Here is a 21,593-nt window from a genome sequence, read left to right as displayed (position 1 = left end):
GCGGGGACAAGGGAAGATGCGCACATCTAGCGATCACTTTTCAACCAACCGCTAGATATGGTGTTTCCGTGACAGGAAATTGGGGAGGAAGATGGGGATGGTTTTCACGCTCTACGGCGCCGCCGGGTCCGGCTCGGTCCCGGTCGAGGCGACGCTGCGGCTGATCGGGCAGGACTATCGCGTCATCGAGGCTCCGACATGGGAGGGAGAAGCCGAACGGCGCAAGGTGGCGTCCGTCAATCCGATGCGGCAGATTCCGGCCCTGGTCACGCCGGGCGGCGAGGTCATCACCGAAAGCGCCGCCATCCTGATCTGGCTGGCCGATTCTCACCGGCAGGCCCGGCTGTCGCCCGCGCTGGACGATCCGCGCCGGGCGCAGTTTCTGCGCTGGATGAGCTTCATCCCCGCCGCCGTCTATTCGATGTTCTGGGTGCGGGACGAGCCGTCTCGCTTGGCCGGAGACGATCCGCAGGCCCAGGCTGAAATCCAGCGCCGCACCATCGAACGCATCGCCGACTGCTGGCGGATTATGGACGCCCAGATCACGCCGGGCCGCTTCCTGCTGGGCGAGGAGATGACGGTGCTGGACCTCTATATCGCCGTCGCAAGCCGCTGGACGCCTCGGCGTCGCCGCTTTTACGCCGAAGCGCCCGGGATGGCCGAGGTCGTCCGCCGCGTGGACGCCCTGCCTGAGCTTCAATCCTTCTGGGCCGAGCGGTTCCCGTTCGACGAAGGTTGGGAGGGTTAAGGCCTAGAGCAGGCCCATCGCCTTCGCCTCACGCTCCAGCCCCTCGCGGAATTCGGGCGCGGCCAGACTGATCAGGGCGCGGGCGCGGGCGTCGTCGGTCAGCCCCTTCAGATTGACCGCCCCATGCTCGGTGACGACGTAGTGGATGTCGTTGCGCGGGGTCGTCGCCGGGCCGTCCAGACGCGCCACGATGCGCGAGGCCGTCCCCTTGGCCGCCGTGGAGTGGCAGGCGATGATCGACTTTCCGCCCTCGGACGCCGCCGCGCCGCGCACGAAGTCCAGCTGGCCGCCCGACGCCGTGTACTGCCGCCCGTTCAGGTATTCCGAGCAGCAGGCGCCGAACAGGTCGATCTGCAAGGTCGCGTTGACCGAGATCATCTTCGCATTGCGGGCGATGACCGCCGGGTCGTTCACATAGTCGACAGGGCGGGCCTCGAAGGCCGGGTTCTCGTGCAGGAACTCATAGGTCGAGCGGTTCCCCATCGAGAAGGTGAAGACCGTCTTGCCGAGGTGCAGGGTCTTGCGCGCATTGGTGACGACGCCCGCCTTCATCAGTTCGACCAGGCCCGGCGTCAGCATCTCGGTGTGGATGCCGAGGTCGCGATGGTCATGCAGCGCCGCGCACACCGCGTCCGGCAGGGCGCCGATGCCCATCTGCAGCGTCGAGCCGTCCTCGACCATGCCGGCGATCAAGGCCCCGATGGCCAGATCCTGCGGCTGCTGCGGCGCCTTGCCCGCCTCCAGCAAGGGGGCCGAATGCTCGACCAGGGCCGCGACCTGCGAGACATGAACGCGGCAATCGCCGAACACGCGCGGCATGTGCGGATTGACCTCGAGGATCACCCGTTCGGCGCTCTTGGAGACAGCTAGGGCGTAGTCGGTATTGGTCCCCAGGCTGAAATAGCCCTCGGCGTCCATCGGCGAGACCGTCGCCAGCAGGGTGTCGACGCCGATCTCGCGCGTCAGCACGCGCGGCGTCTGCTGGAAGCCGGTCGGCACAAACCAGACGGCGCGACGGCCTTCCTCGATCCCGCGCGCCTCCAGCTTCCGCTCGATGGCGCCGTGGAACAGGCTGTGCGGGCGGATGCGGTCCGTCAGCTCGAAGCGCATCACCGTCTCGCCCGCGATGGCGGTGGACAGCAGGTAGTAGAGGTTGACGTCCCCCACCTGCCGCGCCTCGGCCCGGTCGGCCAGGGCCCTCAGCAGGGCGGGCGGCTGGCCGACGCCCAGGGCCATGGCGACCTTGGCGCCCGACGGGATCAGGGCGGCCGCCGCCTGAGGCGTCGTCAGGCGTTCGGCGTAGAGGGCGGCGAAATCGGTCATGGCAAACTCCTGAAGCGTCGTCCTTGAGGGCGTCCGTCGCTTGCGTGGCGACGGCTTCTGATCGCCCTTATCCGACAGCCGCGCGCCTTCGCGGCGCTAGACCTTGGTCTAAAAAACCATACGCCTAGGGCGCGTCCTGCAGGGGCGCGTCGTGCAGGCGCTGGCGCCGCTCGGCGGCGTAGGCGATCAGCCACAGGGCCATCGACCAGGCGGCGCCCACGCTCCACCCCGCGAACACGTCCGACGCCCAGTGCGCGCCCAGATAGATGCGCGTCAGCCCGATCAGCAGGGCGATCACCACCGCGCAGCCCAGAACATAGGCTTTCAGCCGCTTGCGCGGAAAAGCGCGCGTCAGCATGACCCCCAGCGTTAGATAGAATACGGTCGACAGCAGGGCGTGGCCTGAGGGGAAGCTGGCGTTCAGCGTCTCCACCGCCTGATAGATTTCGGGCGGCCGTTCCCGCTCGAACAGCGCCTTCAGGCCTTCGCTCAGGGCCACCCCGCCGGCCAGGCCGACGACCAGCATCAGCGCCGACAGCCGCTTGCCCATGATCAGCAGGAAGCCGATGGCGATGACGGCGAACAGGGTCAGCACCGATATGCCGCCGAGCGAGGTCAGGTCCGCCGCCGCCTCGTGCAGCCACCACGGCCCCCAGGGGCGCCCCGGATCATCGGCGAAGGGCCGCACCGCCGCTAATACCGCATGGTCGAAGCCCTGGCCGTCCGCTTCACGCATGTCGTCGGCCACCTCGATGAAGGTCAGCACCCCCAGGGCGACCACCAGCATGGCGGCCACGGCGGCGATCTCCGTGCGGGCGACGCGCAGGGCGCGGGTCAGGAAGGCGGTGGGATGCGGGGCCATGGGGCGCTAACGGCCAAGCTGTTGCGGTGTTCCCTGTCAGCCCTCGCAGAAATCGACGACGGTTCGGTGAAAAATGTGATCCCGCTATTTTCCTGAGTCATTTCCACAGGGTGTGATCAGCCGCCCACCGATTCGTCAGAAAAGCTCCCGTCAAGAGCTTTACCTGCGGTTAGGGATATGCACCCATATATGTAGCCGAACACCGGCAAGCAGCCACTAGATGTAGTGTCTCAAACCGGTACGGCCTTCTAATCGCATTTGTTCGGGACAGGGACGAAAATGGCTGGCGGCGAAGCGTTGCAGACGACGGAATTCTCTACGGTTTCCTCGGCTCCGCCCGAGACCAAGCCGGAGCTGACGGTGGTGAACGGCCTGAAACTGGACCGCACGCGTGACGCCCTGCTGACCGACTTCGGCAAGAAGACGTTGGAAGACCGCTACCTGCTGGCGGGCGAAAGCTATCAGGACATGTTCGCCCGCGTGGCCACGGCCTACGCCGACGACGCGGATCACGCCCAGCGCGTCTACGACTATATGTCGAAGCTGTGGTTCATGCCGGCGACGCCGGTGCTGTCGAACGGCGGCGCGGATCGCGGCCTGCCGATCTCCTGCTTCCTGAACTCGGTCAACGACAGCCTGGACGGCATCCAGAACGTCTGGAACGAGAACGTCTCCCTGGCCTCGAACGGCGGCGGCATCGGCACCTATTGGGGCGGCGTCCGCTCCATCGGCGAGAAGGTCAAGGGCGCGGGCCAGACCTCCGGCATCATCCCCTTCATCCGCGTGATGGATTCGCTGACCCTGGCGATTTCGCAGGGCTCGCTGCGTCGCGGCTCGGCCGCCGTCTACCTGGACATCCACCACCCGGAAATCGAAGAGTTCCTCGAGATTCGCAAGCCGTCGGGCGACTTCAACCGCCGCTCGCTGAACCTGCACCACGGCATCAACATCACCGACGCCTTCATGGAGGCGGTCCGCGACGGCAAGCCGTTCGACCTGATCTCGCCCAAGACCGGCGAGGTCCGCAAAACCGTCGACGCCCGCAACCTGTGGACCAAGATCCTGGAAATCCGGATGCAGACGGGCGAGCCCTATCTGATCTTCTCGGATACGGTGAACCGGCAGATGCCGCAGCACCAGAAGGACCTGGGCCTGTCGGTCAAGCAGTCCAACCTGTGCTCTGAAATCATGCTGCACACGGGGCTGGACCATAAGGGCGTCGAGCGCACCGCCGTCTGCTGCCTGTCGTCGGTCAACGCCGAGACCTTCCTGGAGTGGCGCGAAGAGCCGCGCTTCATCGAGGACATCATGCGCTTCCTCGACAATGTGCTCGAGGACTTCATCACCCGCGCCCCGTCGTCGATGGCCGCCGCCGTCTATTCGGCCCAGCGCGAGCGTTCGGTGGGTCTGGGCCTGATGGGCTTCCACTCCTTCCTGCAGTCGCAGGGCGTGGCCTTTGAATCGGCCATGGCCAAGAGCTGGAACATGCGCCTGTTCAAGCACCTGCGCCGCGAGGCCGACAAGGCCAGCCGCACCCTGGCCGAAGAAAAGGGCCCCTGCCCCGACGCCGCCGATCGCGGCGTGATGGAGCGGTTCAGCCACAAGCTGGCCATCGCCCCCACCGCCTCGATCTCGATCATCTGCGGCGGCACGTCGGCGGGCATCGAGCCGATCCCGGCCAACATCTACACCCACAAGACCCTGTCGGGCTCGTTTGCGGTCAAGAACCCCTATCTGCAGGATCTGCTGGCCGAGAAGGGCATCGACACGGAGGCCGTCTGGTCTTCGATCCTCGAGAACGAAGGCTCGGTCCAGCACCTGGACGCCCTCAGCGACGACGAGAAGGCCGTCTACAAGACCGCCTTCGAACTGGATCAGCGCTGGGTCATCGAACTGGCCGCCGACCGCACCGGCGACATCTGCCAGGCACAGTCGCTGAACCTGTTCATCCCCGGCGACGTCAACAAGTGGGATCTGCACATGCTGCACTGGTCGGCGTGGGAGCGGGGCCTGAAGTCGCTGTATTATCTGCGGTCCAAGTCGGTGCAGCGCGCCGCCTTCGCCGGTGCCGAGGACAAGAAGGAAGAAGAGATCGATCCGAACCAGCCGGATCTCTTCTCCATCGCCCGCACCGACTACGACGAGTGCCTGGCCTGCCAGTAAGGCCGGCCCTCACACTCGACGCCATCGCCTTTGAGCCGCCCGGGGAACCCTCTCCGGGCGGTTTCGTTCGTCATAAAGGAATATGGCGTAAAAGAGTCCGTTGCGGTTCCCCGGCGTTCGTGCACAGTGGGAGCGTTAACGGATCGGGAGGCACCGTTGATGCGTCGGATGGCATGGGCAGGATGGATGATCGCGGCGGTCGCCCCGACGACCGTTTTCGCCATGCCGCAAACCCTTGTGGAAGGCCCCATCGTCGCGCGCGGCGGCGACGCTGTCCGGTTCGAGGACGCCGCCGCCCGGCTGGACAACCGCCTGCCCTTCATCGCCGAACCTGACGCCGCCTTCGGCGCCCCGGTGCAGTTCAACGATGTCGCCCGATTGAGCGCCGATCAGGGCGAGCTGCGCCAGGAGGCCTGGTTCGCCGGCGACGGCTTCACCGACCGACTGCGGATCACCACGACCGGGGAACTGCGCCGCGCCGACGGCTCGCCCGTGCCGCCGCGCGCCCTCGATCCCGTCGCCTTCTCGGGCGAGAGCTATGACGTCACCTATACGCGCGGCTGGACCGCCGCCAAGGGCCGCACGGCCTCGGGTCTGGAGGTGTCGCTGACGCCCCACGCCGGCTTCGGCGTCGGCAGCGACGGCCCCTCGGCCGAGGCGGGCGCCACCCTGCGCATCGGCGAGAATCTGGACCGCCTGGCCCCCAACGGCGACGAGGCCTTCGGCGAGCGGCCGCGCTGGTATCTGTACGCCGCAGGCTCCAAACGGGCGGTCGGCTACAACTTCGCCCGCACGCGCGACGGCGACTTCGCCCGGTCCGGCGTCAGCCAGGACGCCGGAACCTACCTGGGCGACGCCTCCATCGGCGTAGCCTATCGCCGGGGCGCGGTGCAGAGCTCCTTCGGCGTCGTCTATCGCGAGATCGAGGCCAAGGGCCTGCGCGGCTATCAGGGCATCAGAACCGACGTGTCGGAAGGCCTGGTGGCCTTCCAACTGACGATCCGCCCGCCGCGCTAGGCGGCCTCGCGCCCCTTACTGCGTCCGCGCCACGCCCTCGCGGCGGCTGTCGGCCGCCCCGTCCCAGCGCCCATTCCGCCACAGCCCGCCATGCAGGCCCGAGGTCTCGGTCGTATTGGGCCGCAGCTCGACGCCCCGCGCCGCCATGCCGTCGCGCACCGCCTCGGGGAACCCTTCGGTGTCGGCGCCGAAGCCGTCGCCCTTGGCCACCAGATTCGGCAGGTCGAAGGCTTGTTGCAGCGGCAGCCCCCAGGCCAGGGCGCCGATCAGGGCCTTGGCGTTATAGGCCAGGATGGACGATCCGCCGGGCGAGCCCAGCAGGCCGATCAAACGTCCTTCGCGATCCAGGATCAGGGCCGGCGACATGGACGAGCGCGGCCGCTTGCCAGCCGCCACGGCGTTGGCCGCAGGCGTGCCGTCCGACGCCGTCGGGACCAGGGAGAAGTCGGTCAGCTGATTGTTCAGGAAGAAGCCGCCCGCCATCCGGCCCGAACCGAACAGGCTCTCGACCGTGGTGGTCATGCTGACGGCGTCGCCCTTCGCATCGACGACGACCAGGTGCGAGGTGCCCGCCGGTTCGCGCGTGGCGTCCGCGCCGACGTTCGGCGCCCCCGCCGGCACGCCATAGGGCGCCGCGCCGCGCAGAGCCGGCGCCAGGGCCGCCCGCTCAGCGACATAGGCCCGGTCCAGCAGGCCTGCGACCGGCACGGAGACGAAGGCCGGATCGCCGAAATAACGGTCGCGGTCGGCGTACATCAGACGTTGCAGCTGGCCGAAGGCGGCCCAGGCCTCGGGGCTGTTCGGCCCCTTGTCGATGTCCGGCGTCTGCTCGGCCATGGCCAGCAGCTCCAGGATGGAGGCCCCGCTGGACGGCGGCGGCGGCACGCAGATGGTGTAGATCTTATAAGGACCGCACACGGCCTCGCGCACCACGGGGCGATAGCCGGCGATGTCGGCGGTCGTCAGGGCGCCGGGTCGCGGGCCTTCGTTCACGGCCGCGACGATGGCCTCGGCCAGCGGGCCCTGCTGCAGTGCGGCCGCGCCCTCGCGCGCGATGCGGCGCACCGTCTCGGCGTAGGCCGGATTGCGCAAGGTCTCGCCCGCCTGATAGCGCGCGCCGTCCGGCTTGGTGAAATATTCGGTCGCCCAGCGCGTCTTCGCCTGGGGGGCATCGCCGTTGATCATGCCAGCCAGACGCGGGCTGACGACGAAGCCGTCCTGCGCCAGTTTCTCAGCGTCGCCGAACAGCTCGGACCAGGCCAAGGCGCCGTGCTTCTGCTGAGCCAGGGCCAGCATGGGCACCACGCCCGGCGCCCCGGTCGAGCGCCCGCTCAACACCGCATCGACAAAGGCCAGCGGCTTGCCGTTCTCATAGAAGAGCTCGGGCGTGGCGGAGGCGGGGGCCGTCTCACGTCCGTCATAGACGGTGATCGCGCCGCTTTCGGCGTCGTAGAACATCATGAAGGCGCCGCCGCCCAAACCCGAGGACTGCGGCTCGGTCAGGCCCAGCACCGCCTGGATCGCCACCGCCGCGTCCACGGCCGAACCGCCTCGAGCCAGCACCTTCATCCCCGCCTCGACCGCCAGGGGGTTGGCCGCCGACACGAACGGCCCCCTGGCGACGGATGCCTGGGCCGCCGCAGGCGCTTCAGCCGAATCCGGCGCCGCCTCGGCCTGAACCCCTTCCGCCGTCGTCGCGCATCCCGTCAGCAACAGGGCCGCAAGCGCCGTTCCGGCCGCGAGAGAGGAAATCCTGCGGGCAGGGCGCAGATGGGAGAAGGAAAAGGCGCGCACTCAAGCACTCCGGGACATTACAGGGAGGCTTTATGCCTAGGCCCGCGGGCCTCCGAGGCCAACCCCGCATTTTCTCAAGATTTTCTGAGAAAACCTGCTTGCCAGCCCGAAGGCGACCCGCTAGATACCCGGCCCTGCCCGCAAGGCAGTGCGCACCCGTAGCTCAGCTGGATAGAGCACCAGACTACGAATCTGGGGGTCAGGAGTTCGAATCTCTTCGGGTGCGCCATCTCTCCTTATCATGATGATATAAGGCGGGACGGCCGTAATATGCGCCGTTAGCTCTGGCTGCGCGACGCACGACTCACGCCCTCCATCGCCAAGTTAATATAAAATCAACGTTTCTGCGCCTTGGCAGGAACGACCGTCGCATTGTGGCCGTTTCTTGTCCGGAGGAACGCCTGAGATGGTGTGCGAGAGGGACGGAAGCCGGACCGCCGGAGGTGGTGGGTCGCGCCTGCCCGCAAGGGCATGGTGACGCGCGCGGTCAGCGTGCGCCGTTCCGTATCCGCGCCGGCCGATCTGGCCGCCCTGCGCAATCTCGCCTCCATCACCCGATTGAGCGATGAAGAACGCGCCCTGATCCGACGGTTGTGCGTGTTCCAGGAGGCGGTGCCCGCAGGCCAGCTTTTCGATCCCGACGGCCGAGCCGCCTCGCCGCGCCTGATCCTGAGCGGATGGGCGTGCCGCCAACGTATCCTTGCTGACGGTCAGCGCCAGATCTTCGGCTTCCTGCTGCCCGGAGACTCCGTAGGGCTGAGCCTTGATCCGCGTCCGCTGGACGAGACGACCATCATCGCCCTGACGCGGGTCGAGTATGTCGACGCCCTGATGCTGCGCGAGATCCTGGCGCTTCAAGACCCGCGCCACGACCGGCTGCGCCGCGCCCTGGCGACGTCGCGCCGATACGAGGAAACCTGCCTGCTGAACCATGTGGTGCGGCTGGGCCGGCAATCCGCCCAGGCGCGTCTGGCCCACCTGCTGCTGGAGTTGCGCGACCGGCTGCAGCGCGCCGGGCTGTGCACCAGCGACCGCCTGCATCTGCCGCTGACCCAGGAGACCCTGGCCGACGCCCTGGGGCTGAGCCTGGTCCATGTCAGCCGCACCCTGGGCCAGATGCGGCGTGGAAGGCTGATCGCCATGCAGAGCGGCTGGGTCACCCTTCTAGACGAGGCCTATCTGCGCGCCGCCAGCGACTATGGCGTCGACGATCACGTCCTTCACTGAAACCCGAACGAAAAGAAAGAGAGAGCGAGCGTCATGAGCCCCCACCGACAACCGTCTCGGCCCCGCCCGCCTCTTTCACCGCATCAACCGCCGCGCCGGACCGGATCCACACTGCGGATGATCGGCGCCTCGGTCGCCATGACGGCCCTGCTGGCCCCTGGCGCCGCCCTGGCCCAGGACAAGGAGCTGGCGGCGCGGGTCGCGCGGCTGGAAGCTCTGGTCATCGAGCAGCAACGCCGTATCGAGGCGCAGGAAGCCCTGTTGAACGAACGCGCCGCCATGGCGCCGCCGTCCGTCGATCCGCGCTGGCAAGTGCAGACCGACGCTTCGGGCCGAGCGGTCTTCGCAGATCGAACCCTGAACCAGTTGCGCGCCGGCCAGCAGGTCGCCAGCACCATCGCGCCCAACGGTCCGGCTCAACCGACTCTGCCCCCGAGCGAAGCCCCGCCGCCGCCCGCGCCAGAGGTGCGGCGCGAGCAGCTGGCCGCCATTCCCGAAGGCATCGCCGTGTTGAGCCAACCGGGCAAATTCACCCTGGACGTCTCGACCGAGTACACGCGCTCCAGCGCCAACCGCCTGGTGTTCCGAGGCATCGAGATCGTGCCCGGCGTGCAGATCGGGGTGATCGAGGCCAATGAAGCCGATCGCGACACCGGCGTCGTCACCCTGGCGGGGAAATACGGCATCGGGCCGCGCATGGAGGCGGAGCTGCGCGTGCCTTATGTCTGGCGCAACGACACCATCACCACCGTGCAGCAGCGCGACGAAGCGGTGACGCGGACCATCGATCTGAGCGGCGACGGCGTCGGCGACGTCGAAGCGGCCCTGCGCTATCAGATCAACGGCGGCGAGCGCGGACGCCCCATCTTCATCGCCGGCCTGAGGGTCAAGAGCGACACGGGCGAAGGGCCGTTCGACATCGATCGCGACGAGTTCGGCATCGCCACCCGCCTGGCCACAGGCTCGGGATTCTGGGGCGTCGAGCCCAGCATCAGCTTCCTGTACCCCAGCGATCCGGCGGTCATTTTCGGCAGCCTGAGCTACTTCGCCCACCTGCCGCGCGACATCAACAAGACCGAGGGCGAGATCCGCATCGGCGAGGTCGATCCCGGCGACGCCATCGGCCTGTCGATCGGTTTCGGCTTCTCGCTGAATCCGCGCTTCTCCTTCTCGCTGGGCTACAAGCACAACTACATTCGGCCGACGACGAGCGAGTTGAACGATATCACCGAAAAGTCCGATGCGCTTCAGGTCGGAGCCCTGCAATTCGGCATGTCCTACCTGCTGAACGACCGCTACAGCCTGAACGGCAATTTCGAGTTCGGCGTAACCGAGGATGCGCCGGACATGCGCTTCATCCTGCGCCTGCCGATCGTCTTCTGACATGAAGAAGGGGCCGCCCGACGGCGGCCCCTGAGAGACTCGAACGTTGCGGCCTAGAAGCCGCCCAGGCTCCTGAGTCCGGCCCAGTCAATGTCGCGGGCGATGTTCGATCCGTAGTTGTGCATCTGGCTGTTGGTCTGGATCGTCGCCAGGTCAGGCAGGACCAGGTTCAGTTCCATGTCCTGGCGGATGTTGCGATTGTCGGCGTTGTTGATGATCAGGTTCTGCAACTGGCTGGTCGTGATGTTGTGCAGGATCGCCGTCGCGCCCGAGCCGTCGACCACCGCCACCCCGCCGGTGTTGTTCAATCCGCGAAGGTCGATGCCGCCCGCCACCAGGCTGGCCATGGCGCCCGCCAGATCGGCCACGCCAGGGACGTTGTGCTGAACCTGCTGACTTACAGGTCCGGTGGGAGTCCAGGTCAGTTGCGTCTGCAGGGCCAGTTGGTCGTTCACATAGGAACGGACCACGACGCCGAAGCCGAAGGTGAAGCCTCCCGCCGTCATGAAGCCGCCGCGCGCCTCGGACATGTCTGCGTCAGTCATGACTTGAGGCCCGCTCATGACCACATGCGGCGGAGCAACCGGCGCTGACGCCGCCGGCGGCGGGATCACGAAGGGCTCCACAGAGGCGTCGCCGACAAGCTCGGCGGCGAAGGCGACAGATTCGGCCGAGACCGGCGCCGCCAGACTGACCGGCGCCAGGCAGGTCATGACGAGCAGAAGGCTTGAACGCGCACGTCTCATGGTCGTCACCTCAGATAGGGATCGAGGGAGAAACGCGTCGTCACTTGATACAGCGGCGGCAACTCCCGCGTCAGTTCCGCCAAGGACATGGGTTGAAGCGCCTGCCCCGGCCGCGACCGGTTCCAGATGCGCCACTCCTCGGCGTCGTTGAAGGTGTCCGCGGGCTGGCGGACGACGAAAGCGACCCCGTTCCACATGGCGGTGAACTGGTCGCGCGAATAGATCTTCAGGCCAAGGGCCGGGTCGCCGACCAGGACATGGCCCGCGTCATCGCCCTTGAAGACCACGAAATGTTTGTAGCCGGCCGTGTCGATCATCACGATGGCCGGGGCGTTCATCTCGATCAACTCGTCCAGGCTGAGCCGGAAGCCGTCGGCGGGATAGCCGCGCGCATCGAGGTAACGCTTCATGTCCAGCAGGGAGAAGCCCACGCGCCGGATGGTCTCCTGGTCCCCGTCGGCGAACATGGCGCGGAACACCTGAGCCTCGCCGACATCGCGGCCGTAGTGATGGCGCAAAAGGGTGGCCAGAGCCGCCGAGCCGCAGCTGAAGTCGTACTGCTGGCGCACCACGGTGCGGAACGGCAGGTCGCGATAGCTGACCACCTTCACCCGGCCCGCGGCGGGACCGTTGTTCAGCAGAATCTCGGCCTGGGCCGAGGCCGCAGTCAGGGCCGGCGAACCCGCCACGGCGGCCAGCCCCAGGTTGAGCAGAAGCCGGGCGGACGAGCGTGTCACGGGTTCGGAGCCGTCGTCACGATATTGATCGTGATCGCGCCTTGCAGGTTGTTGTTGTTGCCGCTGTTCATGACGAAGTTGCCGATGCCGTTGAAACCGGAAAAGGCGTTGGCGTCGATGCGCATGCCGCCCGTCGTCACGGTGTTGGCGTTGACGCTGTTGCCGCTGTTGGTCGCCTGCAGCAGTTGGTCGCTGGCGATGACCACCGATGACGCGCCTTGACGGCCGTGCAACGCATCCAGCTCGTCCACCGCCAGAGAACGTGGACCGCTCACAGCCGCAGTCGCAGCGTCAACGGGAGCCGGGGCGATGATGATGAAAGGCGGAGGGGGCGTCGGCGGAGAGGCCGAATTCGGATCGGCCGCCCCCAGCAACGCCAGGGTCGACAAAAGGCTGAGCATGGTTCCCTCCCAGGAAGAAGGTCGGCGGCCGGAGAACCGGCCGCCGAAAGCGAAGGCCTAGTTGCCGCCGCCGTTGCCGAAGGTGATGTTGGCGTTGGCGCTGATCGCCGTGGCAGCCTGACCAACCGAAGCCAGGCCGGTGTTGTTGCTCACCGTCTGGATGCCGGCGAAGCCCGCGAAGGCGCCGCCGCTCTGGTTGATATTGCCTGTGCGGATACGCGCGTTTTGCGGACCGTCATTGTCTTCCGACATGTCGAAGCTCAGGTTGCTGACGTTGGCGCTGAGCTCCTGCATGTTCAGGGACATACGGATGTCGCCGATATTGGTGGAGTTGTCGTTACCCGAGTCATTCACCGAGTTGTCGTTGAAGGAGTCAGAGACCCCCAGCTCCAGGTTGGTGTTGGTCGAATTGTCGGTATGAGTCGAGTTATCCGTGTTGAACGAGTCGTCGATGCCGACCTCGGTGTTGGTTGAATTGTCCGAGTTGTCGTTGAACGAATCCGAGACCCCCAACTCCAGGTTGGTGTTGGTGGAATTGTCCGAATTGTCGTTCAGCGAGTCCGAAATGCCCACATCCAGATCCGTCGAGTTGTCGGTGTTGAACGAGTCATCAACGTCCACATCGGTGCTGTTGCCGCCGCTGTTATAGGAATCGGTCGCCGTGGTGTTGCCGCCGACCGGGCCGTTCGGACCGTTCGAGGACTGGGCCTGAGCCATGCCCGCAAAAGCCAGAGCCCCCGCCAGGACCGCAGCAGACGTCATTAGTTTGGCACGCATTTCCTTGCCTCCAATCAAAGGTGATTTAAGGAGGCTCCTCCACCTCCGAAGGCCGAAATCGTCGAGTGACACGGGTCGTTCCCCTTGAGAGAATCCCTGATTTTCCTCGAGAATTCGTGCACTCCCGCCATCTTGCGGGAGAAGATTTGATCAAATGGAGTGGAGGCCTGCGGCCAGGACGCTCGGCATCCCGTCATTTGATCAAAAGACCACCCACAATAAACTTGGCGAAGTCGTGACTTTTTCAAGGCGGATGCGCCGTAGCGTTCGAGTCTCCGCTCAACGGCTCCCGTGGCGCAATCGCTCCGGCCGTGCTACGCGCGCCGAACCATGACGACGCCCCCTATCGAACGCATCCGCAACTTTTCGGTGGTCGCCCACATCGACCACGGCAAGTCGACCCTGTCCGATCGCCTGATCCAGTTCACGGGCGGCCTGACCGCGCGCGAAATGTCGGAACAGGTCCTTGATAATATGGACATCGAGAAGGAGCGCGGCATCACCATCAAGGCGCAGACCGTGCGCCTGAACTACAAGGCCAAGGACGGCGAGACCTACGTCCTGAACCTGATGGACACGCCGGGGCACGTCGACTTCGCCTATGAGGTGTCGCGTTCGCTGGCCGCGTGCGAAGGCTCGATCCTGGTGGTGGACGCATCGCAAGGCGTCGAGGCCCAGACCCTGGCCAACGTCTATCAAGCGATCGACAACAACCACGAGATCGTCCCGGTCCTGAACAAGATCGACCTGCCCGCCGCCGAGCCGGACCGGGTGCGCGCCCAGATCGAGGACGTCATCGGCATCGACGCCTCGGAGGCCGTCATGTGCTCGGCCAAGTCGGGCATCGGCATCGAGGACGTGCTGGAGGCCATCGTCGCGCGTCTGCCGGCGCCCAAGGGCGACATCAACGCCCCGCTGAAGGCCATGCTGGTCGACGCCTGGTACGACCCCTATCTGGGCGTGGTGCTGCTGGTGCGCGTGTTCGACGGCGTGCTGAAGGCCGGCATGCGCGTGAAGATGATGCAGACCGGCTCGACGCACCTGGTCGACCGCGTCGGCGTCTTCCTGCCCAAGAACACGCCGGTCGAGCAGCTCGGCCCCGGCGAGGTCGGCTTCATCACCGCCCAGATCAAGGAAGTCGCCCACGCCGCCGTCGGCGACACCATCACCGATGAGAAGAAACCCACGGCCGAAGCGCTGAAGGGCTTCAAGGACGTGCAGTCGGTGGTCTTCTGCGGCCTGTTCCCGGTCGACGCCGCCGATTTCGAAGACCTGCGCGCCGCCATCGGCAAGCTGCGCCTCAACGACGCCAGCTTCACCTATGAGATGGAATCCTCGGCCGCCCTCGGCTTCGGCTTCCGCTGCGGCTTCCTAGGCCTGCTGCACCTGGAGATCATCCAGGAGCGCCTGAGCCGCGAGTTCAACCTGGACCTGATCGCGACGGCCCCCTCGGTCGTCTACAAGATCGGCCTGCGCGACGGGACCGAGATCGACCTGCACAACCCGGCTGACCTGCCCGACGTCATGCAGATCGAGACCATCAGCGAGCCGTGGATCAAGGCCACCATCCTGACCCCCGACGAATATCTGGGCGGGGTGATCAAGCTGTGTCAGGACCGTCGCGGCAGCCAGATCGAGCTGTCCTACGTCGGCAGCCGCGCCCTGGTCGTCTATGAGCTGCCGCTGAACGAGGTCGTCTTCGACTTCTACGACCGCCTGAAGTCGATCTCGAAGGGCTACGCCTCGTTCGACTATGAGATCACCGACTACAAGGTCGGCGACCTGGTGAAGATGTCGATCCTGGTCAACGCCGAGCCGGTCGACGCCCTGTCGATGCTGGTCCACCGCGCCCGCGCCGAAACGCGCGGCCGCGGCATGGTGGAGAAGATGAAGGAGCTGATCCCGCCCCACATGTTCACCATCCCGATCCAGGCGGCCATCGGCGGCAAGATCATCGCCCGCGAAACCGTCCGCGCCCTGCGCAAGGACGTGACGTCCAAGTGTTACGGCGGCGACGCCACCCGCAAGAAGAAGCTGCTGGAGAAGCAGAAGGCCGGCAAGAAGCGCATGCGCCAGTTCGGCAAGGTGGAGATCCCGCAGGAAGCCTTCATCGCCGCGCTCAAGATGGACGAGGATTGATCGTCAGCGTCGCTCCAGTCAGGAAAAGGCCCCGCTTGATCGGCTTTTCGATCGGCGGGGCCTTTTTTGTTCGGGAACGGCGCGCCCTGACGAAGGCCTGTGTGAAGGTCAATTCGTCAGCTCAATAAAGGGATCGCGCGGCGCCTTATGGCCCGACATGGCGGTCATGACCGCAGGCCGCGTACCGCGATGATGCTGCGCCGTCTCGAACTGAAGCGCTTCCATGACCCCCGCGCGCGGATGGGCGGCCAGAACCGCTTTCAATGTGGGGGTGGCGACACGGCGACGGCCGACGCCGAACAGATCGCAGAAAGCGCCGCGCGACACGAGCTGAGCCTCTGCGCCATGAAGACGTCGAGACACCCAACCATTCAGGTGCAGGGCGATGGCGTCGCCGACCTTGCGCCCGACTTCAGGCGGATGCCCGCAAGCGTCGAGATATCGTTGCGCCCGCTCACCGCCGCTGAGGGCGAAACACCGTTTGCAAAGACTGGGTTCGTGATCTCGAGTCAGGCCGACATCATGCAGGATGGCGGCGGCGAAGAGCAACGAACGATCATAGGCGATCCGCTCATGCTTCGCGAACAGGGCGCCGAAGAAATACGTCCGCCAGCTATGATGCAGCAGGGCGGCCTCATGCGTCTCTTCGGCCAAGGCCAGAGCGTCCTGCACCAGGGAGGTCTGAGGAGGCGCAAGCGCCTCAATGGCCGCCTCGGAGGGCCGCAGCAGACCAAGGGCGCTTCGCGCCGCATCGACAGCGCCCCGTACTTGAGCCTGCATGAGGTTGCCGACCAGACCCACGGTCTCGAGCGTCGTCATGCAGCCCGCTGCGCCCTCGCCCCACGCCAAGGATCCCATTGCGGGGCGCCGTTTAATTGAATCGATCGGTGTCATAGGCGCACGCCCTTGCTTTTGTACTGATGAGAACAAAATATGGGACATCTATATTTTTGCAAGATGGTACAAAATGAACGCTCGCCGAGGCCGCCCCCCGGCCTATGATCGAGAGATCGCCTTGGGGGCCATCGCATCAACCTTTCTCGCCAAGGGTTTCTCGGCGACATCGCTCGACGACATCACCCAGGCGACAGGGATGAACCGACCCAGCCTTTTCAGCGCCTTCGGCAACAAGAAGGCGATGTATCTGGCCGCCCTGGATCGCTTCGAGCAGGACATGGCTCAAGCCGTCCGCCCGGCCCTGGCGACGCCAGGTCCGCCGGCGCAGGCTATCGGCGCCTTCTTCGACGCTGCGGTGCGCTTCTATTGCGCCGGTCCCGCGCGCGGCTGCCTGCTGTTCTGTACGGCGGTGACGGAAGCGCCCTCGGATTGCGACATCCGAGACGCTCTAACAGGCGCGTTCCAGCGGATAGAGGACGATCTGACCCAACGCCTGGAACAGGCCACGGAAGGAGCCCCCCTGCCGCAAACCTTGGCGTCTCGCGTCAAGATGTTGAGGGCCCTGCTGGTCGATGTGGCGATCGAGGCGAGGCTGGGGCTCGATGAAGCGACGCTTCGCGCCGACGCCCGTTCGGCGGCGCTCCTGATCCTGACGCCCGCCGCCTAGACCATCCCCCCCTGCCGCAAGGCCAGACCGCGCCGCCTGGACTGTCAGCCCTCAGAACCCCGCCCGCCATGTCTCCGCCGTCAGCGTCACCGCCTCCTCAAGCGGGGGCTTGAGCTGGAATAGCCCCGGCGCGGCGGCGAGGTCGTGGAGACGGTAGAGGCGCCAGGCGTCGGGGCGTTCGGCGGAGACCTCGCGCTCGGTGCGGGTCAGGAAGAAGTCGGTGGCGGGGCCGCCGCGCGTGGCCTTGACCTCGATCAGGCGCTCGCGGCCCGCCGGATCGAAGCTGCGGATGTCGTAGCCGGCGCCGTCGCCGCGGATGGTCGGCAGGCCGAGGTCGGCCAGGACCGAGGACAGGTTCATGTGCTTGAACTCAACCGAGCGGTGCGAACGGCCTGTGCGCGCCATCAGGTCGCGGGCGTGATGCGCCCTGACGTAGGGGCGGCCCGCTGAATCGCCTCGTACTCGCCGAACGGCCGCAACTGATCAGCGAGCGCGCGCTTGAACGCAGGGCGCGCCTCGGCGCGCGTGACATAGGCGGCTAGCGCAGGAAAGCTGGCGATGATGTCCGTGTGACGCAGGTCTCGCAGCACGTGCGCCATCAGGATGTCCGCCGCACTGAAGCGGTCGTTGGCGAACCACCACCGATCCCCCAAGGCATCCTGCAAGTCGCTCAATCGCCCGCGCAAAGCGGCTTCAACCTCTGGCCGGCGCTCCTTCGCCCAAGCCTTGTCAGCGTTGAAAAAATCGATCCCGGCCAGTTCGGCGACAAGAGGTTCGACGCTGTTCATGGCGGCGAAGAGCCATGTCATGACCATCGCACGTCCGGGGAGGTCGTCAGGCATGAGTTCAGACGAATTCTGCGCGATCCACAAAACAATGGCCCCGCTCTCAAACATCTGCACCTTGCCGTCGCTGTAGGCGGGAACCTGACCGAAAGGCTGCAGGGATCGGTATGCAGGCGTTGACTGATCTTCAAACCCAATCAGCCGATCATCATAGCCGAGGCCCGCCTCCTCCAGCGCCCAGCGGACGCGGATATCGCGGACTGACCCCTGGGCGAAGTCAGGCACCCACTTGAAAGCCGTGACCTGGATCATGGGATGCTCCTTCAGCTTGTCCGGACGCTCTCGACGTCGCCCCCTCGCATTGACATAAAGTTTGATATCAACATAATTTCAGTCATGTCAAATCCGCCAACCACCTTTTCTCAAACACTGCATATTCGAGATCATTGCCTTTGCTTGCACGCCCAGCGCGCTGCGCGGGCCCTGTCCCGACGGTTCGACGAGGCGTTTCGACCTTATGGGATCACCAGCGGCCAGTTCTCGCTGATGAACGGACTGAACAGGCCCGAACCGCCCACGATCGGCGCCGTGGCCGAACTGCTGGCGATGGACCGCTCAACCGTGACCGCGAATTTGAAACCGTTGGAGCGGGCTGGCCTGGTCACCATAGCGGTAGACGAGAAAGACCGGCGCGGACGGCGGGTCGCCTTGACCGACGCAGGCCGAAACGCGCTCGGCAAGGCGACGCCGGTCTGGATCCAGGAACATGCGGCCCTTGAGAGCGAGATCGGCGACGGAGCCGCGCTAAGGGCGTTGCTGAAGCTTGCCACAACTTAGGAAGCCGACTTGGGGCGGGCCGGGCGCGCCGAAGATGAAGAATTATCCATATAACAATGTGTCGCGTTGCGGCGGCGACGCGCGCGGTTAAGGTCCGCCTCAACATGATCCGTTGGGGACTGAAATCATCATGCGCCTTGCCGCCTCTTCCGTTGCGCTCGCCGCCCTGCTGGCCGTGAGCACGCCCGTCATCGCCGCGCCTGCGGCCGCCGCCTCCGCTGTGGCGACGACCCAGGCCGAGCCTTTGCGCGGCGCGCCCGTGTCCGAGCTGATCGCCCGCGTCGACATTCCGTGGAAGCGCTTCCAGCTCGACAACGGCCTGACCGTCTTGGTCCACGAGGACCGCAAGGCCCCCGTCGTGGCCGTGTCGGTCTGGTACAATGTCGGGTCGAAGGACGAGCCCAAGGGCTCGACCGGCTTTGCGCACCTGTTCGAGCACCTGATGTTCGGCGGGTCGGAGAACTCGCCCTCCAGCCACATCCAGACGATGAACGCCGCCGGCGCGACCAGCCTGAACGGCACGACCTGGTTCGACCGCACCAACTATTTCCAGACGGTGCCGACCCCGGCGCTGGAGTACACGCTTTATCTGGAATCCGACCGCATGGGCTATCTGCTGGGGCAGGTCAGCCAGGAGGTCTTGGACCTGCAGCGCGGCGTCGTTCAGAACGAGAAGCGCCAGGGCGACAACCAGCCCTACGGCATGACCTACTACGCCACGCTGGAAGCCCTGTTCCCTGAAGGGCACCCCTATCGCCACTCGACCATCGGCTCCATGGCTGACCTGGACGCCGCCAGCATGGAGACGGTGCGCGACTGGTTCCGTGAGAACTACGGCCCCAACAACGCCGTCCTGGTCCTGTCGGGCGACATCGACGAGGCCGAGGCCCGCGAGCTGACGCAGAAGTATTTCGGCGCCATCGCGCGCGGCCCGGTCAACACCCCGGCGGCCGCCCCCGTGCCGACCCTGGCGGCGCCGGTCGAACAGGTGCTGCACGACCGTGTGGCCCAGACCCGCATCAGCCGCACCTGGGCCGTGCCGGGCCTGGGCGATCCGGACTCCGTACCGCTGAGCGTCGGCGCCTCGGTGCTGGGCGGCCTGGCCAGCTCGCGCCTGGACAATGTGCTGGTGCGCGACGAGCAGACGGCCTCCAGCGTCTCGGCCTCGAACCAGACCTTCCAGCGGCTCGGCATGTTCAGCTATTCCGCCATGGTCAAGCCGGGCGCCGATGCGGACGCCGTGGCCCAGCGCATGGACGCCGTGCTTGCCGACCTGATCGCCAACGGCCCGACCCAGGATGAGATCAACCGCGTGGTGACGCGCTACGCCTCGCAGCGCATCCAGGGGCTGGAGACCGCCAACGGCAAGGCCTCGGTCCTGGCCGAGGGGCAGCTCTATTCGAACGATCCGGACTTCTACAAGAAGGAGCTGGCGGCCTACGCCGCCGTGACCCCGGCCCAGGTCCAGGCGGCGATGCAGAAATGGCTGAGCCGCCCCGTCTACAGCCAGATCGTCATGCCGGGCGAGCGCGAGGCCTACGCCGAGGCCGCCGCCGCCCCGTCGGGCGCGACCCCGACGCCGGCCGAGCCGATCCAGCGCGTGGCTCGCGACCCCGCCCCGGCCATCGGCCAGGTGTCCAACGTCGACTTCCCGGCGGTGGAGCGCGCCGCTCTGTCGAACGGCGTCGAGATCGTCTACGCCCGCTCGACCACCGTGCCGGTGACCCGCGTGGCGCTGGAGTTCGACGCCGGGGTCGCGGCCGACCGCGCCGACCGCCTGGGCGCCCACACCCTGATGCTAAGCGTCATGCAGGAAGGCACGACGACGCGCGACTCCAAGGCCCTGGCCGAGGCGCAGGAACGTCTGGGCGCCAACGTCTCCGTCGGCTCGTCGATGGACCGCACCATCGCCAGCCTGTCGGCGGTGACGACCAATCTGCAGCCGTCGCTGGCCCTGCTGTCGGACGTGGTGCGCAACCCGGCCTTCGCTCCGGCCGAGATCGAGCGTCTGCGCGCCACGCGCCTGGCCGCCCTGGCCAATGAGAAGACCCAGCCCGCCGCCATCGCCGGCCGCGCCCTGCCGCCGCTGATCTATGGTGAGAGCCACCCCTACGGCCGTTCGTTCGGCGGCACGGGCGACGAGGCGGTGATCCGCGGCCTGTCGCGCGACGACCTGGCGGCCGAGCACGCCCGCTGGATCCGTCCGGACAACGCCCAGCTGTTTGTGGTGTCGGACCTGCCGCTGACCGAACTGAAGCCGCAGCTGGAAGCCGCCTTCGGCGACTGGCGCGCCCCGGCGACGGCCAAGGGCGCCAAGGCCTTCGACGCCGCCCTGCCGCAGACCTCGGCGCGGGTGGTGCTGATCGACCGGCCGCAGTCGCCGCAGTCGCTGATCTACGGCGGCCAGGTGCTGCCGGTGTCGGGAACGGACGACATCCTGACCCTGACCACGGCCAATACGGTGCTGGGCACGGACTTCCTGTCGCGCATCAACGCCGATCTGCGCGAGACCAAGGGCTGGTCCTACGGCGTGCGCGGCACGATCAGCCAGTTGGAGAACCGCGCGCCCTATATCGTCAACGCCCCGGTCCAGGCCGACCGCACGGGCGAGTCGATCGCCGCCCTGGTCAGCCAGTACGATCGCTTCCTGGGCGCCGAGGGCGTAACGGCGCAAGAGCGCGAGCGCACCGTCCTGGGCCGCACCCGCGCCCTGTCGGGCAGCTATGAGACCTCGTCTCAGGTGCTGGGCGCCCTGCAGTCCAACGCCCTCTACGGCCGCCCGGACGACTATCCGGAGACCCTGGCGGGCCGCATCAACGCCCTGACGGCGCAGGAGATGGACGCCGCCGCCCGCGCCGCCATCCAGCCCTCGCGCTTCGTCTGGGTGGTGGTCGGCGACGCCGCGGTGGTCAAGCCGCAGCTGGACGCCCTGGGTCTGCCGGTCGAGGTGCGCGCCGCCGAGGCGCCGAAGCCGGCCCAGTAAGGCGGCTTCGACCGGATTGAAATGAGACGGCCGGCGGGGACGACCTCGCCGGTCGTTTTGTTTTAGGCGCCTCTCAGCCAGCGATGACTGCAGCTCCCGCTCGTCCC

The 21,593-nt window shown here is 66.6% G+C and carries 19 protein-coding genes and 1 tRNA gene; 10 read left to right on the top strand and 10 right to left on the bottom strand.

The window, feature by feature from the left end; translation table 11 throughout:
* Positions 1-91 precede the first annotated feature (91 nt).
* Positions 92-748: a glutathione S-transferase family protein gene (locus B3D50_RS04545; protein ID WP_286949674.1), complete on the top strand. Its 657-nt coding sequence runs from the start codon at positions 92-94 to the stop codon at positions 746-748.
* Positions 749-751: 3 nt separating this feature from the next.
* Here the strand turns inward: B3D50_RS04545 and B3D50_RS04540 are convergent, their stop codons facing one another.
* Both B3D50_RS04540 and B3D50_RS04535 read right to left on the bottom strand, forming a co-directional pair.
* Positions 752-2,071 carry an acetyl-CoA hydrolase/transferase family protein gene (locus B3D50_RS04540; RefSeq protein ID WP_286949672.1) on the bottom strand — a complete coding sequence of 440 codons (1,320 nt, stop codon included), beginning with the start codon at positions 2,069-2,071 and terminating at the stop codon, positions 752-754.
* Positions 2,072-2,195: 124 nt separating this feature from the next.
* Positions 2,196-2,933: a phosphatase PAP2 family protein gene (locus B3D50_RS04535; protein WP_286949671.1), complete on the bottom strand. Its 738-nt coding sequence runs from the start codon at positions 2,931-2,933 to the stop codon at positions 2,196-2,198.
* Positions 2,934-3,212: 279 nt separating this feature from the next.
* Here B3D50_RS04535 and B3D50_RS04530 point away from each other — a divergent pair, with 279 nt between their 5' ends.
* Both B3D50_RS04530 and B3D50_RS04525 read left to right on the top strand, forming a co-directional pair.
* Complete coding sequence (locus B3D50_RS04530; protein WP_286949670.1) at positions 3,213-5,096, top strand: ribonucleoside-diphosphate reductase subunit alpha; 1,884 nt, start codon at positions 3,213-3,215, stop codon at positions 5,094-5,096.
* Positions 5,097-5,282: 186 nt separating this feature from the next.
* Positions 5,283-6,113 carry a lipid A-modifier LpxR family protein gene (locus B3D50_RS04525; RefSeq protein WP_286949668.1) on the top strand — a complete coding sequence of 277 codons (831 nt, stop codon included), beginning with the start codon at positions 5,283-5,285 and terminating at the stop codon, positions 6,111-6,113.
* A gap of 15 nt (positions 6,114-6,128) precedes the next feature.
* Here the strand turns inward: B3D50_RS04525 and B3D50_RS04520 are convergent, their stop codons facing one another.
* Complete coding sequence (locus B3D50_RS04520; protein ID WP_409516112.1) at positions 6,129-7,865, bottom strand: gamma-glutamyltransferase family protein; 1,737 nt, start codon at positions 7,863-7,865, stop codon at positions 6,129-6,131.
* 194 nt (positions 7,866-8,059) lie between these two features.
* Between B3D50_RS04520 and B3D50_RS04515 the strand changes: the two genes are divergently transcribed.
* From B3D50_RS04515 to B3D50_RS04505, 3 genes are all read left to right on the top strand, one after another.
* Positions 8,060-8,136: transfer RNA gene (locus B3D50_RS04515), tRNA-Arg, on the top strand.
* 242 nt (positions 8,137-8,378) lie between these two features.
* Positions 8,379-9,134 carry a Crp/Fnr family transcriptional regulator gene (locus B3D50_RS04510; RefSeq protein WP_286949663.1) on the top strand — a complete coding sequence of 252 codons (756 nt, stop codon included), beginning with the start codon at positions 8,379-8,381 and terminating at the stop codon, positions 9,132-9,134.
* A gap of 117 nt (positions 9,135-9,251) precedes the next feature.
* On the top strand, positions 9,252-10,517 hold the full coding sequence (locus B3D50_RS04505; RefSeq protein ID WP_286949662.1) for a transporter: 1,266 nt from the start codon (positions 9,252-9,254) through the stop codon (positions 10,515-10,517).
* Positions 10,518-10,570: 53 nt separating this feature from the next.
* Here B3D50_RS04505 and B3D50_RS04500 read toward each other — a convergent pair whose 3' ends face one another.
* From B3D50_RS04500 to B3D50_RS04485, 4 genes are read right to left on the bottom strand one after another with little or no spacing between them, the layout of a single operon-like run.
* A complete protein-coding gene (locus B3D50_RS04500; RefSeq protein WP_286949661.1) occupies positions 10,571-11,263 on the bottom strand; it encodes a hypothetical protein in 693 nt (230 codons plus the stop codon).
* 5 nt (positions 11,264-11,268) lie between these two features.
* Positions 11,269-12,000 (bottom strand): C39 family peptidase, encoded by a 732-nt coding sequence (locus tag B3D50_RS04495; RefSeq protein WP_286949660.1) that lies wholly within the window; start codon positions 11,998-12,000, stop codon positions 11,269-11,271.
* Positions 11,997-12,401 carry a hypothetical protein gene (locus B3D50_RS04490; protein WP_286949659.1) on the bottom strand — a complete coding sequence of 135 codons (405 nt, stop codon included), beginning with the start codon at positions 12,399-12,401 and terminating at the stop codon, positions 11,997-11,999. The genes B3D50_RS04495 and B3D50_RS04490 overlap by 4 nt, the downstream gene beginning before the upstream one ends.
* Before the next feature lie 57 nt (positions 12,402-12,458).
* Positions 12,459-13,178: a hypothetical protein gene (locus B3D50_RS04485; protein WP_286949656.1), complete on the bottom strand. Its 720-nt coding sequence runs from the start codon at positions 13,176-13,178 to the stop codon at positions 12,459-12,461.
* Between the two features lie 330 nt (positions 13,179-13,508).
* On the opposite strand from B3D50_RS04485, the gene lepA reads away from it, so the two are divergent.
* A complete protein-coding gene (gene lepA / locus B3D50_RS04480) occupies positions 13,509-15,317 on the top strand; it encodes a translation elongation factor 4 (RefSeq protein ID WP_286949655.1) in 1,809 nt (602 codons plus the stop codon).
* A 108-nt stretch (positions 15,318-15,425) separates the two neighbouring features.
* Here lepA and B3D50_RS04475 read toward each other — a convergent pair whose 3' ends face one another.
* Entirely contained in the window at positions 15,426-16,136 is a 711-nt protein-coding gene (locus B3D50_RS04475) for an HD domain-containing protein (protein ID WP_286949654.1), read from the bottom strand.
* On the opposite strand from B3D50_RS04475, the gene B3D50_RS04470 reads away from it, so the two are divergent.
* The gene (locus B3D50_RS04470) at positions 16,135-16,881 is read left to right on the top strand and encodes a TetR/AcrR family transcriptional regulator (RefSeq protein ID WP_286949653.1); all 747 of its coding nucleotides are present in this window, start codon (positions 16,135-16,137) and stop codon (positions 16,879-16,881) included. The two genes, B3D50_RS04475 and B3D50_RS04470, sit on opposite strands and share 2 nt — an antisense overlap.
* A gap of 51 nt (positions 16,882-16,932) precedes the next feature.
* Here the strand turns inward: B3D50_RS04470 and B3D50_RS04465 are convergent, their stop codons facing one another.
* Both B3D50_RS04465 and B3D50_RS04460 read right to left on the bottom strand, forming a co-directional pair.
* Positions 16,933-17,286, bottom strand: a complete 354-nt coding sequence (locus B3D50_RS04465; RefSeq protein WP_286949651.1) for a DUF3883 domain-containing protein — start codon at positions 17,284-17,286, stop codon at positions 16,933-16,935.
* Positions 17,286-17,978 (bottom strand): glutathione S-transferase family protein, encoded by a 693-nt coding sequence (locus B3D50_RS04460; protein WP_286949649.1) that lies wholly within the window; start codon positions 17,976-17,978, stop codon positions 17,286-17,288. The genes B3D50_RS04465 and B3D50_RS04460 overlap by 1 nt, the downstream gene beginning before the upstream one ends.
* Before the next feature lie 3 nt (positions 17,979-17,981).
* On the opposite strand from B3D50_RS04460, the gene B3D50_RS04455 reads away from it, so the two are divergent.
* Together B3D50_RS04455 and B3D50_RS04450 are read left to right on the top strand one after the other, a co-directional pair.
* Positions 17,982-18,503 (top strand): MarR family winged helix-turn-helix transcriptional regulator, encoded by a 522-nt coding sequence (locus tag B3D50_RS04455; RefSeq protein WP_286949647.1) that lies wholly within the window; start codon positions 17,982-17,984, stop codon positions 18,501-18,503.
* Positions 18,504-18,633: 130 nt separating this feature from the next.
* Positions 18,634-21,486: a M16 family metallopeptidase gene (locus B3D50_RS04450; RefSeq protein ID WP_286949644.1), complete on the top strand. Its 2,853-nt coding sequence runs from the start codon at positions 18,634-18,636 to the stop codon at positions 21,484-21,486.
* Positions 21,487-21,593: the final 107 nt, after the last annotated feature.

Origin of the sequence: Brevundimonas sp. UBA7507 (assembly GCF_002478355.1) — a bacterium.
GTDB lineage: Bacteria > Pseudomonadota > Alphaproteobacteria > Caulobacterales > Caulobacteraceae > Brevundimonas > Brevundimonas diminuta_D.
Note: the sequence above shows the minus strand (reverse complement) of the source record. Positions and strands in the feature narration are given on the sequence as shown.

Bases quoted from the DNA above. Each gene is read 5' to 3' on its own strand.
- B3D50_RS04545 (WP_286949674.1), top strand. From the start codon at position 92: ATGGGGATGGTTTTCACGCTCTACGGCGCCGCCGGGTCCGGCTCGGTC.
- B3D50_RS04540 (WP_286949672.1), bottom strand. From the start codon at position 2,071: ATGACCGATTTCGCCGCCCTCTACGCCGAACGCCTGACGACGCCTCAG.
- B3D50_RS04535 (WP_286949671.1), bottom strand. From the start codon at position 2,933: ATGGCCCCGCATCCCACCGCCTTCCTGACCCGCGCCCTGCGCGTCGCC.
- B3D50_RS04530 (WP_286949670.1), top strand. From the start codon at position 3,213: ATGGCTGGCGGCGAAGCGTTGCAGACGACGGAATTCTCTACGGTTTCC.
- B3D50_RS04525 (WP_286949668.1), top strand. From the start codon at position 5,283: ATGATCGCGGCGGTCGCCCCGACGACCGTTTTCGCCATGCCGCAAACC.
- B3D50_RS04510 (WP_286949663.1), top strand. From the start codon at position 8,379: ATGGTGACGCGCGCGGTCAGCGTGCGCCGTTCCGTATCCGCGCCGGCC.
- B3D50_RS04505 (WP_286949662.1), top strand. From the start codon at position 9,252: ATGATCGGCGCCTCGGTCGCCATGACGGCCCTGCTGGCCCCTGGCGCC.
- B3D50_RS04500 (WP_286949661.1), bottom strand. From the start codon at position 11,263: ATGAGACGTGCGCGTTCAAGCCTTCTGCTCGTCATGACCTGCCTGGCG.
- B3D50_RS04490 (WP_286949659.1), bottom strand. From the start codon at position 12,401: ATGCTCAGCCTTTTGTCGACCCTGGCGTTGCTGGGGGCGGCCGATCCG.
- B3D50_RS04485 (WP_286949656.1), bottom strand. From the start codon at position 13,178: ATGCGTGCCAAACTAATGACGTCTGCTGCGGTCCTGGCGGGGGCTCTG.
- lepA (WP_286949655.1), top strand. From the start codon at position 13,509: ATGACGACGCCCCCTATCGAACGCATCCGCAACTTTTCGGTGGTCGCC.
- B3D50_RS04470 (WP_286949653.1), top strand. From the start codon at position 16,135: ATGCAGCCCGCTGCGCCCTCGCCCCACGCCAAGGATCCCATTGCGGGG.
- B3D50_RS04475 (WP_286949654.1), bottom strand. From the start codon at position 16,136: ATGACGACGCTCGAGACCGTGGGTCTGGTCGGCAACCTCATGCAGGCT.
- B3D50_RS04465 (WP_286949651.1), bottom strand. From the start codon at position 17,286: ATGGCGCGCACAGGCCGTTCGCACCGCTCGGTTGAGTTCAAGCACATG.
- B3D50_RS04460 (WP_286949649.1), bottom strand. From the start codon at position 17,978: ATGATCCAGGTCACGGCTTTCAAGTGGGTGCCTGACTTCGCCCAGGGG.
- B3D50_RS04455 (WP_286949647.1), top strand. From the start codon at position 17,982: ATGCTCCTTCAGCTTGTCCGGACGCTCTCGACGTCGCCCCCTCGCATT.
- B3D50_RS04450 (WP_286949644.1), top strand. From the start codon at position 18,634: ATGCGCCTTGCCGCCTCTTCCGTTGCGCTCGCCGCCCTGCTGGCCGTG.